Source organism: Phenylobacterium ferrooxidans, assembly GCF_042714595.1.
In the GTDB taxonomy this organism is placed as follows: domain Bacteria; phylum Pseudomonadota; class Alphaproteobacteria; order Caulobacterales; family Caulobacteraceae; genus Phenylobacterium; species Phenylobacterium ferrooxidans.
The window spans coordinates 1-18159 of sequence record NZ_JAOTJD010000011.1; the positions used below are offsets into that span (position 1 = coordinate 1).

An 18159-nucleotide genomic window follows, 5' to 3' on the forward strand; every position below is an offset into this window, starting at 1 on the left:
ACGGTGTGGAGCGGTTCTTCTCCAAGGTCGTGGTGGCCACGCCGCAGCATGAACTGCGGTCGCTGGACCGGCCTGACGCCGCTCCGGCCTCCGAGGAGGAGTAGCTCTAGCGCCCGCCCGGTTCGCCGGGCGGGCTCTTAGCCTTGGTTCGGAATCGCCGTAAGTTGCTCACCTTGAGTTGCCGAATTCGACGCCCGTTAAACCCGGCGAGTTTACAATGTCGTCAGAACGCGCACTGTAGGTTGGCGAATGGATGGAAAGCTAAACCAGCTTCAGCGCCTTTTGCCCGATGGCCTCCTGGCGGACGCCCGTTGGCTGCAGCGCCATGGCTACTCACGCAGCCTCGTCGCCAAGTATGTCAAAAGCGGCTGGCTTCAGGCGCCCATCCGAGGGGCCTATCAGCGCGCGGGCGACACATCCGACCAGGCCCTCTCGGCAATTGCGGTCGTCTTGTCGCTGCAGCGTCTGCGCCCTCCCCTCCTCGCGGTCGGTGGCCGGACGGCTTTGGAGCTGCTGGGGCTCGGCCACTATGGTGCTCCTGACGGGCCAACCCAGTTCCACCTCTGCGGCGCTGCGCCGCCGCCAGTCTGGGCACGCAGGCTCTTGGGGAACCGGCTGGTCTATCACCGGCCGACCTTGTTCACGGCCGACCCGCTTCTCGCCGACGATCCGAAAGCCGGGGGGTTCGACCGACATTTCACGCACCCTTCGGCGGGCGGCCTGGAATCCCAGCTCATCATCTCGACGCCGGAACGAGCTCTGCTGGAGGTCCTGGACCTCGTCCCGCAGGTCGCCTCCTTCCATGAGGCTGACGTCCTGATGCAGGGCCTGTCATCCCTCAGCCCTCGGCGCCTTTTCGCGCTCTTGGCCGACTGTCGGAGCGTCAAGGTCAAGCGTCTCGCGCTGTGGTTCGCCGATCGCCACGGCCATGCCTGGGCGAGCCGCCTCGAACGGGGCGCCATCGACCTTGGCAGCGGCAAGCGCGTCCTTGAACCGGGCGGGCGCCTCGACAGCACTTACAACATCACCGTTCCTCGCGAGATGGGGGACGCATGACCGCGGCCTTCCACTCGCGCCCACAGAACCACGCCGGCAGGCCGCCTAAAAGCGGTGCTCGGAAAGTGACCGCGACGGCGGTTTACGGAGAAGTTGCCAATTGGCAACTTCTGGGGCTGAGGCCCCTTCACTTCCCCAAGATCGTCGCTCGTGGTGGGGTTGGTGATGTCTAAGCGCGCGATTCGACAGCAGGAGTTTGATCTGTTCGTCCCTCGGATGAACAGCCTGCCGCTGAAGGATCAGCGCGAGGTGATGGAGCGACCGTTCTTCTCGCTGTCGAAGCGCAAGCGCCTGAAGCCGATCGAATACACCAGCCCCGATGGCGAGGTCTGGGTCCACGTCAGCGCCAACCCCTCCTTCGGCATCGCCACCATCTGGGACGCCGACATCCTGATCTGGGCGACCTCACGCATCAACCAGATGCGGGAGGCCGGCGAGAACGACCTGCCCCGGACCCTGCACACCACGACCTATGATCTGCTCAAGGCGATCAAGCGCGACACGGGCGGCAAGGGTTATCGAGAACTCCAGGCCGCTCTTCAGCGGTTGGAGGCCACGACGATTCAGACTTCGATCCGGGGGACCAAGCGCAACACCAAGGCGCAGTTCGGCTGGCTCGACGAGTGGATGCTGGAGTCGGACGCGGTCACTGGTGCCCCGAAGGGGCTGACCCTCACCTTGTCCAACTGGGTCTATGAGGGGGTCATCAAGGACCGGTCGCTGCTGACGCTGCACGCCGACTACTTCGCCCTCTCCGGCGGTGTTGAGCGCGCCATCTACCGGATCGCCCGCAAGCACGCCGGCGACCAAGCGTCGGGCTGGACGTGCCGGGTGAGCGTGCTGCACGACAAGACCGGCAGCGAGAGCCCGCTGAAGCAGTTCAACTACCTGCTCAAGCGAATCATCGCCGCCAACGACCTGCCCGAATACGACGTCAGTTTCGTCAACGCCGCGGACAACTCGCCGGCCGTCCATTTCATACGCCGCGACGCCGTCGAGCGCGCCGCGATCAAGACGGATCTGGCTCGCCTGGCCGCTGATTCGGAGCGCCGGACCCGTGAGGACGCCCGCACGCTCGCCGTCGATGGCATGTTTGAGAAGCGCAAGGTCCCATCCTCGGGGGAACGGTGACCTATTCCACGGGGGAACGGTGACCTGAGGCACGGGGTTTCAGTGACATTGGGCTCGGGGTATTGGTGACCGAGGCGTTTCTGAAACCCCTGTATCGTATGGGTTTTCTGGGCATTTTGCGGCCTCTAACTCTGTCTAACTTTGTCCCTAAGAAATTCTCTAACGGGGCGCGGCGGACAGGCTGGCTTGCCGTCTCCTTGAACCATGAGGGTTCAGGCTCGGCGCGCTGTTAACTCAATATTCATTGCATCCGACCAGAAACTTGGCAAGTTCGAGCTATCTCGTTAGATATTTGCAAAGGAGGAGGCCATGGCGAAACTTGCACTCGCTGAAAGTGCGGTCTCTGGACCCGTCCTCCTCGACGCCATGACGGCGCTCAGCGACCGCGCCCATGACGTCATCACCCGGCTGCGGGCGACGGTGTTCGCGCCCGGCGAAGAGAAGATCATCGATCTGCGCTTCACAATCACCAAGGCCGCCGAGATGGTGGGCCGGACCTCCGAGGCGATCCGCCAGGCCGAGGCTGATGGCCGCCTCCCCGCCCCCAGGCTCAGCGCTTCGAAGCGGCGGGAAGGCTACAGCCTGGCGGAGATCAACCAGATGCGCGACGTCTTCGGGACCCGGCCGCGTCGAGGCCCCGAGGATCCGCCGATCGTCCTGGCAGTCCAGAACTTCAAAGGCGGCGTCGGCAAGAGCACCCTCACCTGTCATGTTGCGCAGTATCTCGCGCTCAAGGGCTACCGGGTGGCGGTGATCGATTGCGACAGCCAGGCGAGCACCACGACCATCTTCGGGTTCAACCCCGACATCGATATCGACGACGAGCAGACCCTCCTCCCCTTCTTCCGTCACGGCGGTGAACCAGATCTCAAGTATGGCCTGCGCGCTACCGCCTGGCCGGGCATCGATTTGATCCCGGCAAACCTCGGGCTATACCAAGCGGAATATGAGGCGGCAGCACGGCTTCGCGGCAATCCCGACGCCTTGGATCGGCTGCGTCGCGGCGTCGAAAGTATGGCCGATGAGTATGACGTAGTCTTACTGGATCCGCCGCCCGCACTAGGGATGTTGTCGTTGGCAGTACTGCGTGCTGCCAACGCCCTTCTGATCCCAACACCGCCTTCGACCGTAGATTTCGCCTCGACCGCCCACTTCTTGCGAATGATCGTGGAGACCCTGGAGGTCATGCAGAACCATCTGGGCGCGCGGGGCTATCACTTTCTCCGCGTCGTCGCGACCAAGGTCGACGAGGGCAAAAGCGCCCACACCCAGATCCGCGACATGATGGAGGCGGTCTTTGGCGCCGACATGCTGTCGGCCTCGCTGCTCGACTCCGCCGAGATCGACAATGCCAATGTGCAACTGCGCACCGTCTATGAGCTGTCGGGTCCAGCGACGAAGACCTATGAGCGCTGCCGAAACAACCTCGACCGCCTGAATGGCGAGATCGAGCTTTTGATCCGCAAGGCGTGGCCCAGCCATCGGCCGGACCTTCGCCGGCTTGGTCTAGGGTAGGGGAGGGCGGTCATGGCATCCACAACAGGCAAGAACCGCTCCATCCTCGCGGGCCTGGTCGGCCCGGCGGTCACCGAAACCCCGACGCCGGAGCGCGGCGCGCCGGCCACTGAGCGCTTGAACACGCGGCTGACCGGGCTCGCCCGCGTCACGGCCGGCGACATCAAGGAAAAGACGCTCAAGCTGGTCGATCCGACTCGATGCCGGATGTGGGAACGGCACAATCGCCGCTACGATCTGCTCAACGAGAGTGTCTGCGGTGACCTTCTTGAAAGCCTTCGCTCCCAGGGGGAGCAGGAGTTTCCCGCGATCGTGCGGCGGGTCGAGGATGACCCGGCCTTCGATTTTGAGGTCATTTGCGGCGCGCGCCGCCACTGGGCCGTCAGCTACCTCAAGAATGTCGAGCATCGCGATATTCGCTACCTCATCGAAGAGCGCGAGCTCACCGATGAGCAGGCCTTCCGTCTGGCTGATGTCGAGAACCGGTCGCGCAAGGACATCAGCGACTACGAACGGGCCCTGGACTATCGCCACGCCGTAGAAACCTTCTATGGCGGCACCGCTCAGCGAATGGCCGAGCGGCTTGAAGTGCCAAAGGCTTGGCTTTCACGTTTTCTCGACCTCGCTAAGCTGCCGACCGATGTCGTCGAGGCCTTCGGCGATGTGCGGCAACTCCGCGAGAACCATGCCCGCGAGATCAAGCCCCTCCTGGCCGACGGCGCGTCACGCCCTCGGGTGATGGCCGAGGCGAAGCGCCTGGCGGTTCAGCAGGCGGAAATGATCGGCAAAGGTCAGGGTCCTTTGGACGCGCCGAAGGTCATGGTGCTCCTGAAGCGCGCCGCCGCCGGTGACACGATGCCGGTGAGCAAGGCGGGCAAGCCAGGTACGGCAGTGACCAACGCAGCGGGTGCGACCCTGTTCACTCTGGCGACCAAGGGATCCAAAAAGGTGGTCCTGGAACTGGCGCTAGATGCCGCCGCCAGCAACGCGGATTTCGCCGAAGCCTTCCAGCGTGAGCTACTCCGGATGCGGCCCAAGGGCTGAAGTTGCCAATTGGCAACTTTCGAATTGGAGCCCAAAGCGGCTCCTTTTCGCTCCCCGCTATCGCTGAGTTGCCAATTGGCAACTGAGCAAACCGTCGGGGTTTCAGTGACCGGCGCCCGACGGCGCCTTGCGCGGTCCTGTCCCGATCGCGCGAACGGCACCACCCAGAACCGATGCGTCAGCTCTGGTAGGGCAGGGGACTTATTGCCATAAAAGGCACTCAATGAAAGTGCATCCAGCGCTGTATTCCAACGCGCCCACCCCGTGACAGATCGCAACCGGGCGGCGTCTCGTGGGGCTGAGACATGATCCATGGCCTTGTGAGACGCCGGCGACGCAGGCTCCTGGTTATCGCGTTGGCGATGGCCCCGGCCGCGCTGCTGGGCGGCCTGGCCTTGGTCGTTCCGGCTCCGTCGCTGCTGTGGAACCGCTCGGAAAGTGAGCCCAGGGGCCTCTATGCTCGTAGCATCGCGGCCCCAACCCGGGGCCAGATCATCGCCTTTCCAGCCCCGCCATCGGTCCTGACCTACGCCAGCGGTCGCATGGCCTATCTGCGCCATATGCTGATCCTGAAAGAGGTCGCGGCGACGTCCGGGGACACCGTCTGCACCCTCGATGGCAAGCTGGTGATCAACGGCGTGTGGCGCGCGCCCGTGCTCGCCCATGACGGCGAGAGCCGGCCGCTACCGCACTGGCGCGCCTGCCGCCGTCTGGGCGAGGGCGAGTTCTTTGTGTTCTCGAACCGCATCCCCAACAGCTTCGACAGCCGGTACTATGGACCGGTTCGCCGCGAGGCGATCGTCGGCGTCTTCCGCCCGATCATGACGCGGATCGACCGCCCAGGTGACGTCTGATGGACGCCGCCGCCCTCGCGGGCCTCTGCGCCCTTCTGGCTCGCGGAATGAGCGCCCAGCCGCTGCCGGCCGGCGTCAATTGTCCGGCGGCGATGGCCACGTCGCCTTCCATATCGGCCGCAGCCGCACCCCCGTCAGGTTCAACGTCATTGGCCGTCCGCCTGGGTGGACCAGAGGCTCGCGACGCCATCGCCCGGGTGGCCTTCGCAGAGGCCGCGAACCAGGGCGACAGCGGCCTGGCGGCCGTCGTCTACACCATCCTGAACCGGCTGCAGGACGGTCGCTGGGGCTCAAGCGTCGAGGCCGTGCTGAACGCCCGCGGGCAGTTCGAGCCGGTAATGCGGGCCGGCGGCAGTTGGCGCAATCTGCCGCCCGTCTCGGAGGCCCAGCGGGCTCGGGTCAGCACCATCATCAACCTGGCGATCGAGGGCCGCTTGCCGGACCTGACGAACGGCGCGCGGTTCTTCCAAAACGCCCGGATCGTCGCGGCCCGGGAAGCGGCGGGCGCGGTGTCGCCGGGCCTGACGAACTTTGGCGGCGCACCATCCTCCGCGGTGATTGGCGCCCACACCTTCTATGTGGAAGCGGGCCGTGGAGGCGCCGCCAAAGGGGAGGGGAGCAGGGGAGGGCGTTCGAGCTGGGCCAGGCCGTCGCCGGCCGGCTCCGGGATCGCTTTGAGCGCCCCGAACGACGGCATCTTCGTAGGCGAGAACCGGGCGTTTCCCGGGCCTGCCACTTTGCCGCCGGAGCCCATTGAAGGCGCGGTTCCAGTCCTTACGCCGGTCCCGTCGGGGGCGGATTTCCAGGCGGCGCCGGCGGACCAAAGTAGCGATCAGCCGGTCGATCCCAGCCGGGCGATCTTCGTGCTATCCGATGGCCGCCCCAGCGACCGCCGCCACTAGGCCGGCTGGCGCCAGGTGGCGTCCAGGTCGGCATAATCCTTGTCCAGCTCGCTCGGCGTAAGGCGCTCGTCGTCGTCTGCCAGAGCCGACTCCGCCATCGCATCGAAGTCGGGCGGTTCGCCGCCTACGGCTTCCAGCGCGCCCAGTAGATCCTCGCTGGGATCGCCGCCTTGGCGCAGGGGAAGGGGCACGTTTCCGAGCAGTTCGCGCACCGTCAGCCGGTCCCTGACGCTCTCCACCCGCCGGTCTAGGATGTCGACCAGCCGATGCAGAAGGTCGGCTCCGCCCTCCTGCCAAGCTTCGTCGGCCGCCTCCGCCAAAAGGGCGCCGCCGAGGATGATCTTGCCCCGGGTTTCGCGCTTTCTCTGGTTGATCGCCCACAGTGCTTCGAGGCGTTCGACCCGGGCTTTCAGCACGGCGAAACGCTGGCCGTCATCCGCGATATCTTCGAGCGGAACGGTGTGGCGCTTGTTGTGGATTCCTGTGCGGCCCATGTCCCGCAGAGCCGCCTCAAGCTCCTCCAGCCGAAGTTTCAGCGCGCCTTCTTCGTTGATCCGGCGCCCCAGTTTGCGGTCGGCTTCACGGGCGGCCCAGAGGTCCCTGCGCTTCTGCTTCTGGGTCTCGCTGCGGGGTCGATATTTGGAGGGCCGAGTGTTCCGCTTGCGCTTATCGACAGCGATCATGACAGGCACCCTTGATGAAGAAAAAAAGCGTGATGCACTTTTTCTATCCAAATAGCGCCTGATGGTCCATGGTGGTGGCAGAGGTGTTGCAGACAATGGCGCATATCCTCATTGGTTGGGCTACGCCCAGCCAACGATGCGGTCAGGCGCCGCCCGACACCCTCAAACCCCCGCACGGCCTGCGACGGCCTGGGGTTTGAGCCAAGGGCCGAGCCCTTAGCGATCCCGCCGGCTCACGCCGGCAGGGGAGGGCAGTTCAGTGGCGTCGTTCCTGTGTCAGGTGCAGACCATCCAGCGCGGCCTTGGCCGCTCGGCCGTGGCCGCGGCGGCGTACCGATCAGGCCAGTCGCTGACCGATGACCGCTTGGCCATGGAGTTCGACTTCTCGAACAAGGACGGGGTCGAGCACGCCGAGATCATGGCGCCGGATGACGCGCCGCAGGCCTACAGGGACCGCGCAGCCCTGTGGAACGCCGTCGAGGCTGCGGAGCGCCGTAAGGACGCCGTGCCCGCCCAGGAGGTCCTCCTGGCGCTGCCGCACGAACTTGATTTTGACCAGCGCCGGGACCTGGTCCGCGCCTTTGTGCAGGAGCACCTGGTCGCCAAGGGCATGATCGCCGACGTCGCGATGCACCGGCCCGGCAAGGAGGGCGACCAGCGCAATTTCCACGCCCACATCATGGTCACGACTCGCCGTGTCGATCGCGCCGGTTTCGCGGGCAAGAACCGCGATTGGAACCACGCCAGCTTCATCCCGCAGCTGCGCGCCGCGTGGTCGGACGTGCAGAACCGGGCCCTGCGTCATCACCTTGGTCCGGACGCCCCGCAGGTCTCGCATTTGAGTCTGGCGGCGCGCGGCGTCGACCGCGCCCCGACTGTGCATCTGGGGCCGGCGGCCACGGCGCTGGAGCGCAAAGATATCGCCTCTGAGCGTGGCGAATTGAACCGCGATGTTCGGGCCCGCAACGACAAGGCGCGCGACCTTCGACGTGACTATCAGGCGACCGCCGACCGCATCGCCAAGACCGCTCCGGAGATCGAAGTCGCGGTCCCGAAACTGGTCGTCGAAGCCGAGCAGGTTCTAGGCAAGATGGTCGTCCAGAGGACAGCGTGGGCGGCCGAACGCGAGGCGCTTTCCACGCCGAAAATTCCCAGCGCCGGCCGGGTCGAACGCGAGCTGACGGCGGAGGCCGCGACCGCCAAGGCGCGGGCGAGGGCTCACCTTCAGCAGACCGAGGAGCGTGTGAAGAAGACCCGTTCGCGGCGCCTGGAACTGGTGGCCTGGGTCCGCAATCCGGCGCGGATGATCTGGGCGAAACACGCCGAGCTGAACGCCATCGGACGCGCCCGCAAGGCCTATCGCCGGGCTGAGGTTGGCCTGCAAGTTCGCCAGGATTGGGTCCGCTCGCCCAAGGGCCAGGCGTTCGTCGCGGCGCGCCGGCAGCCGGGCCTGGAAGCCGCGGCCGACGTGGTTCGGCAACGGCGCACGCTGGAGCGGAAGATCAAGCGGATGGACAACCGGACCCTGTTGGCCGGCCGCACGATCAGCGACCTGCGGCTGGTGCACGAACTTGGCCAGCGCGAGCTTCGTGTCCCCAACCAGTCGCCCGACGAGACGCGCTTCTTTCGGGATATCGGCCGCCCGGCGCGCGAGGCCCTGCAGCGCTTCCCGACGCCGGTCCAGGAACAGGCGCTGGAGCGTCTGCGACGTGGCCAGGGCCGGTCGATTGGCCGCGCCATCATTCCCGGCCGCTAGGAGCGACACGCCCCATGAACGCCCGCCCCAAGATCGTCCTGCCGCTAGCAGCGGCCAGCGTGTTGATCGCCCTATCGATCGCCACCCAGATCGTCGCTCACGACTTCCACTACCCGCGTGAGTTCGGCCGCGGCCTGCTGGATCTGGGGCCGACGAGGATCTACGCGCCGTGGGCCTTCGTCGGCTGGTATGGGCGCTTCGCGGCGCGCTACCAGCAGGCCTTCGACATGGCCGCGATGATCTCGCTCGCGGCCGTGTTCGTCCCGTCGATGTTTCTGATCGGGCTGACCAAGAGCACGCGCCGGGCGCCGCGAGAGTTTGGCAAGGACGCCTGGGCGACGCAGGCCCATGCCCGCAAGGCCAAACTCGTCCATGGCGACGGCCAGATCAGCGGGCGGGTGCTCGGCCGGTTGGGCGGCAAATACCTCACCTATCGCGGTGTGGAGCACGCCATCATCGTGGGCGCGTCCCGCAGCGGGAAGGGGGCCGGCCACGTCGTTCCCACCCTGATCGCCTGGCCGCAAAGCGCCTTCGTCTACGACCGCAAGGGCGAGCTTTGGCACATCACGGCCGATCACCGGAAGACGTTCAGCCACGTCTTCTATTTCGCGCCGACCGACCCCAACACCGTGCGGTGGAATCCGCTGTTCGAGGTGCGGAAGGGGCCGATGGAGATCGCCGATATCCAGAACGTCGTCGGCATCCTAGTGGACCCGCTGGGCCGCAAGGCGGGCGACCTCAATTTTTGGGACCAGAGCGCGACGGACTTCTTCACCGCGATCATCCTTCACGTCCTCTACAGCGAGGAGGACACCAAGAAGAACCTGGCCCAGGTCCGCCGCCTGCTGATCAATATCGACCCGACCCTCCATGCGATGAAGCACACCAAACATCGCCAGAGGCCGGACCTTCATGCGCCGGACGGGCTGGCGCAGGGCGCCGATGGCAAGCCCATCGCCGAGGTCCACCCGGAGATTCTGCTGGGCGCCACGGCGCTGGACAGCATGGACGAGCGGGTGAAATCCAATGTGCTGGCCACCTGTCGGGCGTCGCTGTCGCTGTGGGCCGACCCCTATGTGGAATACGCCACCAGCTGGTCGGACTTCTCGATCGGCGACCTGGTGTGCTCGGAGAGCCCGGTCACCTTCTACATCATCACCCCCCAGGCCCATGCTGACCGGCTGGCCTTCCTGGTGCGGGTGTTCACGCGCCAGACCATCAACAGCCTGATGGAGCGCGAGCATTTCGACAGCCGGGGGCGGCGCAAGGCGCACCGCCTGCTGCTGCTGCTCGACGAGTTTCCCAAGCTCGGCAGCCTGCCGTTCCTGGAGAACGCTATGGGCGAGATGGCTGGCTACGGGATCACCGCCCACCTGATCTGCCAGAGCTTCAACGACGTGTTCTCCAAGTACGGGGACAAGACGCCGATCTTCGACAACATGCACATCACCGCCACCTTCGCGACCTCGGAGCCGACCAGCATCGACAAGGTGATCCGGCGGGCCGGCAAGGCGCTGGAGATGCGCGAGAGCTATAGCGATCCGCGCAGCATCTTCGGCAGCTCGCACCGCTCGACCTCCCAGAGCGAGCACGAGCGTTACATCCTGACCGAGGACCGGGTCCGCGAGCTGGATGACAACCAGCAGTTCCTGTTCGTGAACAACACCAAGCCGATCCGGGCGGAGAAGATCCGCTACTACGACGAGCCGTTCTTCAAGGCGCGGACGGGGGACTATTTCCACGGCGTGCCGGCCAAATACGAGCAGCGGCCGGGCGCGGCTGACCTGCCGGGCGCAGCCCAGATCGACTGGCTCGGGGTTCGCGCCGCAGAGCCGGCCCCGGCCGGCCTGAAGGGCGTCGTTCCACCGCCGGCTCCCGCGGCGCCGGATGACGGGCCTCAGCCCGCCGGCGCCGGCGGGCATGGCCTCCACGCGCCGGTCTCGAGCCTGCGGTGGACGGGCGATGACGATGATGACGGCAGCCTGGGCTGACGGACCTGCAGAGACGCCCACGCCCCGCTGACTCCAGTTGAATTGGATTTCCGATGCCGCAGCACCATCCCGTCGTCACCGATCGCAAGGTCGCCGCGCTGAAGCAGGCCATGGGCCCGGTGATCGCCAGCGCGCTCGCCGACCGCATGGTCGTGGAGGTCATGGTCAACCCAGACGGCAAGATCTGGGTGGACCGGATCGGGGAGGGGAGGTCGTTCACCGGGCAGAGCCTGGACAGCGCCGACGCCGACCGGATTCTACGGCTGCTGGCCGACCATGTGGGCGAGGTGGTCACCCGGGACCGGCCTCGGGTCAGCGCCACGCTTCCAGAGACCGGCGAACGGTTCCAGGGCGCCTTCATGCCGATCGTATCCAGTCCCGCGTTCGCGATCCGCAAACGGCCGGAGGTAGTGTTCACCCTGCCAGAATATGTCGAACAGGGAATCATGACCGAGCACCAGGCCGCCGTGATCCGCGAGGCGGCGACGGCGCGTCAGAACATCCTGATCGTGGGCGGCACTGGCTCGGGCAAGACGACGCTCGCCAACGCCATCCTGGCGGAGCCGGCTTTTGCCCAGGACCGGGTGGTGCTGATCGAGGACACCGCCGAGCTCCAGTGCTCGGCCGAGGACAAGATCCAGATGCTGACCAAGCGGACGGACCCGCCGGTGACCATGACCGACCTGGTGCGCGACACCCTGCGCCTGCGGCCGGACCGCATCATCATCGGGGAGGTGCGGGACGGGTCGGCGCTGGATCTCTTGAAGGCATGGAATACGGGCCATCCGGGCGGGTTGGCGACCATACACGCTAACAGTGCCTTGGAGGGGCTGACCCGGCTGGAGGACCTGATCGGCGAGGTCACTCAGCGCATTCCTTACCGGGCGATCACCCAGGCCATCAATGTCATCATCTACATCGAACGGACAGTGACGGGGCGGCGGGTGAAGGACGTGAGCCGCGTTGTTGGCCGAGAGGGGGAAACCTATCAACTCGAAGCCACAGGTTCGGCCGGCGCCAGCTCGCTCCGCACGGACTAACGGGGTCAGCGGCCCTCCTAGACCGATACGCGGTCCGCCGCTGCATGGTCTTGGGTGCAGAGATCGTGATTGCCGAGCGACTCGATCACGCGGCACTTGGCCGCCGGGCCGTTGCATTGCGTGGAGACCATACGCCCCAGTTCGACTCGCAGGGCCTCGAGCTGGGCGATTTTGGCTTCCACGGCCTGCAGTTGGTCCTGCGCAATGGTGTTGGCTGCCTCGCACGCGCGTTCAGGGTGATCCGCCAGGTCGAGCAGGTCGCGGATCGCATCGACTGAGAAACCGAGCTGGCGCGCGTGCTTGATGAACGCGAGCCGTCGAACGGCGGCCTCGTCGTAGACGCGGCGGTCGCTATGGGTCCGGCTCGGCTCCGGCAAGAGCCCGATCTGCTCGTAGAACCGGATGGTGGTGACCTTGACGTCGGTGCTCTTGGCCAGTCGCCCGATGGGCATGCTCAGGCCTCTTCCTGGCCGGATTGGGGGTCTTCGTCATCGGGATGGCGGCATGGCGCGCTCTGAACGCCGTCCCTCCCGAGGCGGAGTTGATGGGCGGCATTGGCGTTGCGGCCCTGGCGGTCAACGTCGTGGCCGCCTGGATCCTCTCTCGCTTCAAGGAAGGCGATTCCAATGTTCGGGCCGTCTGGCTGTTCTCACGCAATGACGCCCTGGCCAATGTCGCGGTGATCGTCGCGGCCGGCCTGGTCTATTGGACCCAGAGCGCCTGGCCCGACTTGGTTGTGGCGGCGGCAATTGCGCTGCTGTTCTTGCACTCGGCCACCGAGATCATCAAAGACGCCCGCCGCGAGCTGAACGAACCCGCACATGTCAGCTGATTGCGCGCGCCTGCCGTCTCGGATCGAGTCCGGATTCCGAAAGCTTCTACTTCTCAGTCTCATCACTGTGAGCTGGGCGGTACTCGCCGCCGGCGCCGGCGCCCGCGCCGAAGCGACGCCCGCCGAGACGATCTGGCGGCTGCTCGACTACGTGGCCGTCGACTACTCCGGGGCCGTCAAGGACGGCCGGGTGTCCAACCCGGCGGAGTACGCCGAAATGGTGGAGTTCTCCGCCTCGGTTCGGACCCGCCTGAACAGCCTGCCGGGCGTCGAATCGAGGCCGGTGCTCGCGCAGGGGGCCTCCGAACTCGAGAAGGCCATCGCCGACAAGGCCGCGCCCGAGCTCGTCGCGACCCGCGCGCGCAACCTGGCGGCCGAGCTCTTGGCCGCCTATCCCGTAGCGCTGGCGCCGCAGATCGCCCCGGACCTCCAGCGCGGCGCGGCCCTCTTTGAGCAACAGTGCGCCTCGTGCCACGGCGCGAGCGGCGACGGGAAGGGACCCGGCGCCAAGGGCATGGATCCGCCCCCGATCGCCTTCACCGACCAGGCGCGAGCCGGCCACCGAAGCGTGTTCGCGCTCTACCAGGTGATCGACCAGGGCCTGGACGGCACGGGGATGGCGAGCTTCGCGCACCTTCCGCCCGAAGACCGATGGGCGCTGGCCTTCTATGTCGGCCGGTTCGCGTATGACGCGGAGGCCGCGCGACGTGGCGAGCGGCTGTGGCGCGGCGATCCGAGTATTCGCGCGGCGTTCCCGGACCTGGCCGCGGTCACCCGCGTGACCCCGGCTAGCCTCGCCGCGACCCTGGGCGCGAAGAACGCGGCCGACCTGACCGCCTTCCTGCGTCGGAAGCCTGAGATCGTGACCACTCGGTCGGACGGTCCGGTGTTGGAGGTGGCGCGGACGAAGCTCGCGGCCACCGTGAAAGCCTATGCGGCGGGAGATCGGCGGGCCGCCACGGACTTGGCGCTTTCGACCTATCTTGACGGTGTCGAGCCGGTGGAGCCGGCGATCGCCGCCCGCGACCGCGCCTTGTTGGTGCGCATCGAAACCGCCATGGGCGAGTTCCGACAGCGCATCGCCCGCGGCGCCCCGGTCGAGGCGGTTCGCGAACAGGCCCTCCTCATCGAGGACCTGTTCGGCGAGACCGAGGCGATCCTCGCCCCGGCCAAGGCCGATATGGCTTCCGCGTTCCTGGGCGCCTTCACCGTGCTCCTGCGCGAAGGCCTGGAAGCCCTGCTCATCGTGGTGGCCATGATCGCCTTCTTGAGGAAGGCCGAGCGGCAGGATGTCCTGCCTTTTGTACACGGCGGTTGGGCGAGCGCGCTCGCCGCCGGCGCCGCCACCTGGGTGGCCGCCACCTATTTGATCACCATCAGCGGGGCTAGCCGCGAATTGACGGAAGGTTTCGGCGCCCTGTTCGCCGCGGCGGTCCTGCTCAGCGTTGGAATCTGGATGCACGGCAAGAGCCAGGCCGACGCTTGGCAGCGCTACATTCGCGACAAGCTCCCGAGCGCTCTCGCGCCGCTCAGCTTGGTTCCTGTTTCTGCTGACCTTCGTCGTGGTCTACCGCGAGGTGTTCGAAACCATCCTCTTCTATGCCGCGCTGTGGAATCCGGCGACGGCGACGGCGGTGCTCGCCGGCGCGGCAACGGCCGTCGCAGCGCTCGGGGCCATCGCCTGGGCGATGCTGCGTTACAGCCGCAAGCTTCCGATCGGGAAGTTCTTCGCGTTCAGCGCCGCCTTGGTCGCGGTTCTGGCCGTGGTGCTCGCGGGCAAGGGTGTCGCCGCGCTTCAAGAGGCCGGGATGATCAGCGTCTCCGCGGTGCGAGGTTGGCCGCGCATCGAGGTGCTGGGCATCTACGCCACCCTGCAGACCCTGGCCGCGCAGCTCGCCGTGTTGGGCGTGCTGATAGCCGGCTTTTTCCACAACCGTCGCACCGCCGCGGTCCACGCGGCGAACGCGCCCTAGCGGGGAGGGCGATCTATGGCCGCCCGTCACCCGCCCATCCGCGGCGTGGAGCCTGCCCGCCCCGAACTCGTGCAGGCCGTGGGCCGGGCCGTCGATCACTACAACGCCGGACGGTGGCGCGCGGCCGAGACCGAAGCTCGCCTCGCCCTAGGGTTCGCGCCCACCGATCCGTCGGCGCTCAACGTGGTGGCCGGCGTGGCGATGCAGGACGGGCGGACAGCCGACGCGGTCGCGCTCTTCCAACGCGCGCTGGCGGCTCAGCCCAGGAACCCGTTCATCCAGTTCAACCTCGGCGAAACCCATCGCCGGGCCCACGCCTTGGCCAAGGCCCTGCCGCACTTCGAACGCGCCGCCGAGCTGAAACCGGACTTTGCCGAAGCCTTCGCCTACGCGGCCGAGGCTCTGCGCGGCCTGGGACGCGTGGAGGCGGCCGAACGACGCTACCAGACCGCGCTGCACCTCTCGCCGAAGCTGCCGGTGGCGCTCAACGGTTACGGCCTCCTGCAGCTTCGGCGTGGGAAACCCTCCCATGCGGCGCCCCTCTTCGCCGTGGCGCTAGATGGGATGCCCCCAAGCCATCCGATGGTCCCGGGCCTGTTGTCGAACCTTGGGATAGCCCGCCTCCAGCTCGGTCAAGGCCTCGAAGGGCTGACCGACCTGGCGCGCGCCGTGGAGTTGAGCCCGCACGCGGCGGACCTATGTCGCCTGCTGGCCAGCAGCTTGCGCCACACCAAGGTCGTGCCGTCTAGCGGGATGTTCCGCGAGGTTCTGATCAGGCTCTTCGACCGCGACGACATCAATTCGCGTAATCTGGCCACGGCGGCCCTGGCGGTCCTACGACACGATGTCGGGGTCGATCGACTGCTGCGCGCCATCGAGGCGCGCGCCGCCGACGCCGGGCGGATCATCGCCGAAGACGGCGCGGTCGCCGCGCGCCTGGTCCAGGATCCGCTGCTCCTAGTGCTGCTGGGATCGGCTCCCATTCCAAACGTCGCGGTCGAGCTGCTCATGGTGCGCCTGCGTTCGGATCTGCTTGCCGCAACCGACGAGGCGCCCGAGGCTCTCGATGACGAATTGCCCTTGGCGACACGCTTGGCCCGCCAGGCCTTTCTCAACGAGTACGCCTACTTTGTCAGCGCTGACGAAGACCAGGGCGTCGAACGGCTCGGCCAGGCGCTCGACCGTGATGATCTGGGCCGCCGTCCTGGCGACGCCGTTCGGATCGCCATCCTGGCGGCGTACCGACCTCTGAGCGCGACCCCGCTCGCGGCCAGGCTGTTGCGCGATCCCGTGGCGGACATCGCCGACTTGGTCCGCGAGCAGGTCACCGAACCGGCGCTGGAGACGGAGTTGCGCGCCAGGCTGCCGGTGCTCAAGACGGCCACCGACCCCGTCTCAATCGCGGTCCAGCGGCAGTACGAAGAGAACCCCTATCCCCGGTGGACGCGCTGCGGCCTCGGGGCGGCTCTGCCCTTCGCCGACGCCGTGCGCATCGCCCTGCCGCATCTTGGCGATGGACAGGCGCCGGAGGTCGCACGCCCGCGGATCCTCATCGCCGGCTGCGGCACCGGATTGGAGACCATGCGGGTCGTCAACACCTACAAGGATGCGTCGATCTTGGCCGTTGACCTCAGCGGAGCGAGCCTCGGCTATGCGATGCGGAAGACCCAGGAATACGGCCTCGCCAACGTCGAGCACCTGCAAGGCGACATCTTGGACCTTCCGGTCCTGGCTGAGCGGTTCGATCTCATCGACAGTTTCGGCGTGCTGCACCACATGGCTGACCCGGCCGCGGGTCTGCAGGTGCTGTCGGGTCTGCTCAAACCCGGTGGCCTGCTGTCTATCGGCCTCTACAGTGAGCTAGGACGCGGCGGCGTGGTCGAAGCCCGCGCCCACATCGCCGCCCGGGGCTATCCCGCCACGCCCGAAGGGGTCCGCAACCAGCTCCAGGCTTCGTTGATCGCGTGTACAAGCGGAGCTTCTGAACCATGGGCTCCAGGATGGCCGCTGTCGCCGGATCGAGCGGTCCGGTGGGGCGTGCGTCGAACATCGCCACGGGGATGCCGACGGCCTCGGCCGTTGGTCGGTCGCCCGCCTGCAATTGCGCGACGCAGCTCGACGAGCGGTCGCCTGCTGCGGAGCATACGACGCACGAAAGCCGCTAGCGACGTGGCGCTCAGGATCAGCAGACCAAGGATCAGCGGCGACACCCGGTCCCGTCCAGGGGTTTCCTTGAGTCCGATTTCGAGCGCCGCCAGGGCAATCGCCAGTAGGCCAAGGCCTATGAGGTCCAGCCCTTGCCACAGGCGGCGTTGCGCGCGCTCGCGCGACAGCAACAGCGCTGCGCCCACCGCTGCAACAATGCCTGGCGCGATGTTGATCAGGAACAGCCATCGCCAGCTGAAGGTCTCGGGTATCCAGCCGCCAACGATGGAACCCACCGTCGGGGCCAGTACCGCGAGGATGCCGGCGAGCGTGGTCGCCAGCGCCTGACGCCGCTCCGCGAAGAGGAGGAACACCGCCGAGAAAACCGTTTCCTCGGCCATCCAAATTACGTTGTCGTCGTTGCTGAGATCGCGGTGCTGCCTCTGGCCTTCGGGCTCGTAGGACCGGCAATCCTGTTGTCGGCGCTCAACGTGCTGGTGCTCTGGATACGCGCGCGCGCCGAAGCCCGCGCGTTGAGGAACTGACAAGCCGGCAGCGGGGTGGGGCGACTTACCAAATCGGAAGAGCCCGACCGTCCGACCTGGCGCGAGATGCCGATGGGGCCCTACTTTGCGGACATCTGTCGCGCTACCGCGATGGCGGCGCAAATGTGCGATCTGTGTCGCTCTGCACACTGAACGACCTGATTCAACGCCTAGCAGTGGCCGAGGACCGTTAGACCTAGCGCTGTCTCGAAGACAACGATCCAGCGAAGTGCGCGCAAAGCCAACTCCGCAGGTACGCCGGTGGCCGCGCCGTGCCCGATCTAAGCAACGCACGCCGTGACGGTGTCGGCCGGGACGGCTGCAATGGTGCCGCCGCCACGAAGAAAGAGCCCAGAGACGCTGAGCCGCCGAGGCGAGCTCCTCGGGCGGCGTGAGGCGTTTGCGACAAGGCGCGGCGCTCGGGGCAATCCCTTCGCGCCGCCCTTGGCTGCTCGCGGGCGGCCTAGTTCGGCTCTGCGGGATAGCCGGCGGCGGCCAGCGCCCGGGTGACGTCGGCCGGGTCACTCGAGGTGGTGATCGACACCGCTTTCGTCCCCAGATCAATGTCGACCTTGGCGTTGGCATCCACGCTATGCACCGCCTCAGAAACAACGCTCGCGCAATGGCCGCAAGTCATGTCGGGGACCTTAAGCTTCAACATTCTAAACTCCTCATATGCAGGCCGACGAAGT

General features: G+C 66.7%; 16 protein-coding genes and 1 pseudogene. 14 read left to right on the forward strand and 3 right to left on the reverse strand.

Going from position 1 to position 18159, the window contains the following annotated elements; translation table 11 throughout:
* Window positions 1–249: 249 nt before the first annotated feature.
* The 6 genes from OCL97_RS07500 (at window position 250) to OCL97_RS07525 (ending at window position 6502) form a co-directional block, all read left to right on the forward strand.
* On the forward strand, window positions 250–1056 hold the full coding sequence (locus tag OCL97_RS07500; RefSeq protein ID WP_377368980.1) for a type IV toxin-antitoxin system AbiEi family antitoxin domain-containing protein: 807 nt from the start codon (window positions 250–252) through the stop codon (window positions 1054–1056).
* Between the two features lie 165 nt (window positions 1057–1221).
* Window positions 1222–2187 (forward strand): replication initiator protein A, encoded by a 966-nt coding sequence (locus OCL97_RS07505; protein ID WP_377368982.1) that lies wholly within the window; start codon window positions 1222–1224, stop codon window positions 2185–2187.
* A gap of 309 nt (window positions 2188–2496) precedes the next feature.
* Entirely contained in the window at window positions 2497–3702 is a 1206-nt protein-coding gene (locus OCL97_RS07510) for an AAA family ATPase (protein WP_377368984.1), read from the forward strand.
* 12 nt (window positions 3703–3714) lie between these two features.
* Window positions 3715–4746, forward strand: coding sequence for a ParB/RepB/Spo0J family partition protein (locus OCL97_RS07515; RefSeq protein ID WP_377368986.1), 1032 nt, complete (start codon window positions 3715–3717; stop codon window positions 4744–4746).
* Window positions 4747–5108: 362 nt separating this feature from the next.
* The gene (locus tag OCL97_RS07520) at window positions 5109–5600 is read left to right on the forward strand and encodes a S26 family signal peptidase (protein ID WP_377368988.1); all 492 of its coding nucleotides are present in this window, start codon (window positions 5109–5111) and stop codon (window positions 5598–5600) included.
* Window positions 5600–6502 (forward strand): cell wall hydrolase, encoded by a 903-nt coding sequence (locus OCL97_RS07525; RefSeq protein WP_377368990.1) that lies wholly within the window; start codon window positions 5600–5602, stop codon window positions 6500–6502. The genes OCL97_RS07520 and OCL97_RS07525 overlap by 1 nt, the downstream gene beginning before the upstream one ends.
* On the opposite strand, the gene OCL97_RS07530 is transcribed toward OCL97_RS07525, so the two are convergent.
* The gene (locus tag OCL97_RS07530; protein WP_377369132.1) at window positions 6499–7185 is read right to left on the reverse strand and encodes a hypothetical protein; all 687 of its coding nucleotides are present in this window, start codon (window positions 7183–7185) and stop codon (window positions 6499–6501) included. The genes OCL97_RS07525 and OCL97_RS07530 overlap by 4 nt on opposite strands.
* A gap of 259 nt (window positions 7186–7444) precedes the next feature.
* Here OCL97_RS07530 and mobQ point away from each other — a divergent pair, with 259 nt between their 5' ends.
* From mobQ to trbB, 3 genes are read left to right on the forward strand one after another with little or no spacing between them, the layout of a single operon-like run.
* A complete protein-coding gene (gene mobQ / locus OCL97_RS07535) occupies window positions 7445–8941 on the forward strand; it encodes a MobQ family relaxase (protein WP_377368992.1) in 1497 nt (498 codons plus the stop codon).
* Window positions 8942–8955: 14 nt separating this feature from the next.
* The gene (locus OCL97_RS07540) at window positions 8956–10932 is read left to right on the forward strand and encodes a type IV secretory system conjugative DNA transfer family protein (RefSeq protein ID WP_377368994.1); all 1977 of its coding nucleotides are present in this window, start codon (window positions 8956–8958) and stop codon (window positions 10930–10932) included.
* A gap of 53 nt (window positions 10933–10985) precedes the next feature.
* Window positions 10986–11972 (forward strand): P-type conjugative transfer ATPase TrbB, encoded by a 987-nt coding sequence (gene trbB, locus OCL97_RS07545; protein WP_377368996.1) that lies wholly within the window; start codon window positions 10986–10988, stop codon window positions 11970–11972.
* A gap of 17 nt (window positions 11973–11989) precedes the next feature.
* On the opposite strand, the gene OCL97_RS07550 is transcribed toward trbB, so the two are convergent.
* Window positions 11990–12424: a MerR family transcriptional regulator gene (locus tag OCL97_RS07550; protein ID WP_377368998.1), complete on the reverse strand. Its 435-nt coding sequence runs from the start codon at window positions 12422–12424 to the stop codon at window positions 11990–11992.
* Between the two features lie 44 nt (window positions 12425–12468).
* On the opposite strand from OCL97_RS07550, the gene OCL97_RS07555 reads away from it, so the two are divergent.
* The 5 genes and pseudogenes from OCL97_RS07555 (at window position 12469) to OCL97_RS07575 (ending at window position 17467) form a co-directional block, all read left to right on the forward strand.
* Window positions 12469–12804, forward strand: coding sequence for a cation transporter (locus OCL97_RS07555; protein ID WP_377369000.1), 336 nt, complete (start codon window positions 12469–12471; stop codon window positions 12802–12804).
* Window positions 12805–13021: 217 nt separating this feature from the next.
* A pseudogene (locus tag OCL97_RS07560) lies at window positions 13022–14266 on the forward strand (FTR1 family protein); the annotation flags it as partial.
* A gap of 100 nt (window positions 14267–14366) precedes the next feature.
* A complete protein-coding gene (locus OCL97_RS07565) occupies window positions 14367–14777 on the forward strand; it encodes an FTR1 family protein (RefSeq protein WP_377369002.1) in 411 nt (136 codons plus the stop codon).
* 15 nt (window positions 14778–14792) lie between these two features.
* The gene (locus OCL97_RS07570; protein ID WP_377369004.1) at window positions 14793–17270 is read left to right on the forward strand and encodes a methyltransferase domain-containing protein; all 2478 of its coding nucleotides are present in this window, start codon (window positions 14793–14795) and stop codon (window positions 17268–17270) included.
* Window positions 17267–17467: an isoprenylcysteine carboxylmethyltransferase family protein gene (locus OCL97_RS07575; protein WP_377369134.1), complete on the forward strand. Its 201-nt coding sequence runs from the start codon at window positions 17267–17269 to the stop codon at window positions 17465–17467. Before OCL97_RS07570 ends, OCL97_RS07575 begins: the two co-directional genes overlap by 4 nt.
* A gap of 463 nt (window positions 17468–17930) precedes the next feature.
* Here the strand turns inward: OCL97_RS07575 and OCL97_RS07580 are convergent, their stop codons facing one another.
* The gene (locus OCL97_RS07580) at window positions 17931–18128 is read right to left on the reverse strand and encodes a heavy-metal-associated domain-containing protein (protein ID WP_377369006.1); all 198 of its coding nucleotides are present in this window, start codon (window positions 18126–18128) and stop codon (window positions 17931–17933) included.
* Window positions 18129–18159: the final 31 nt, after the last annotated feature.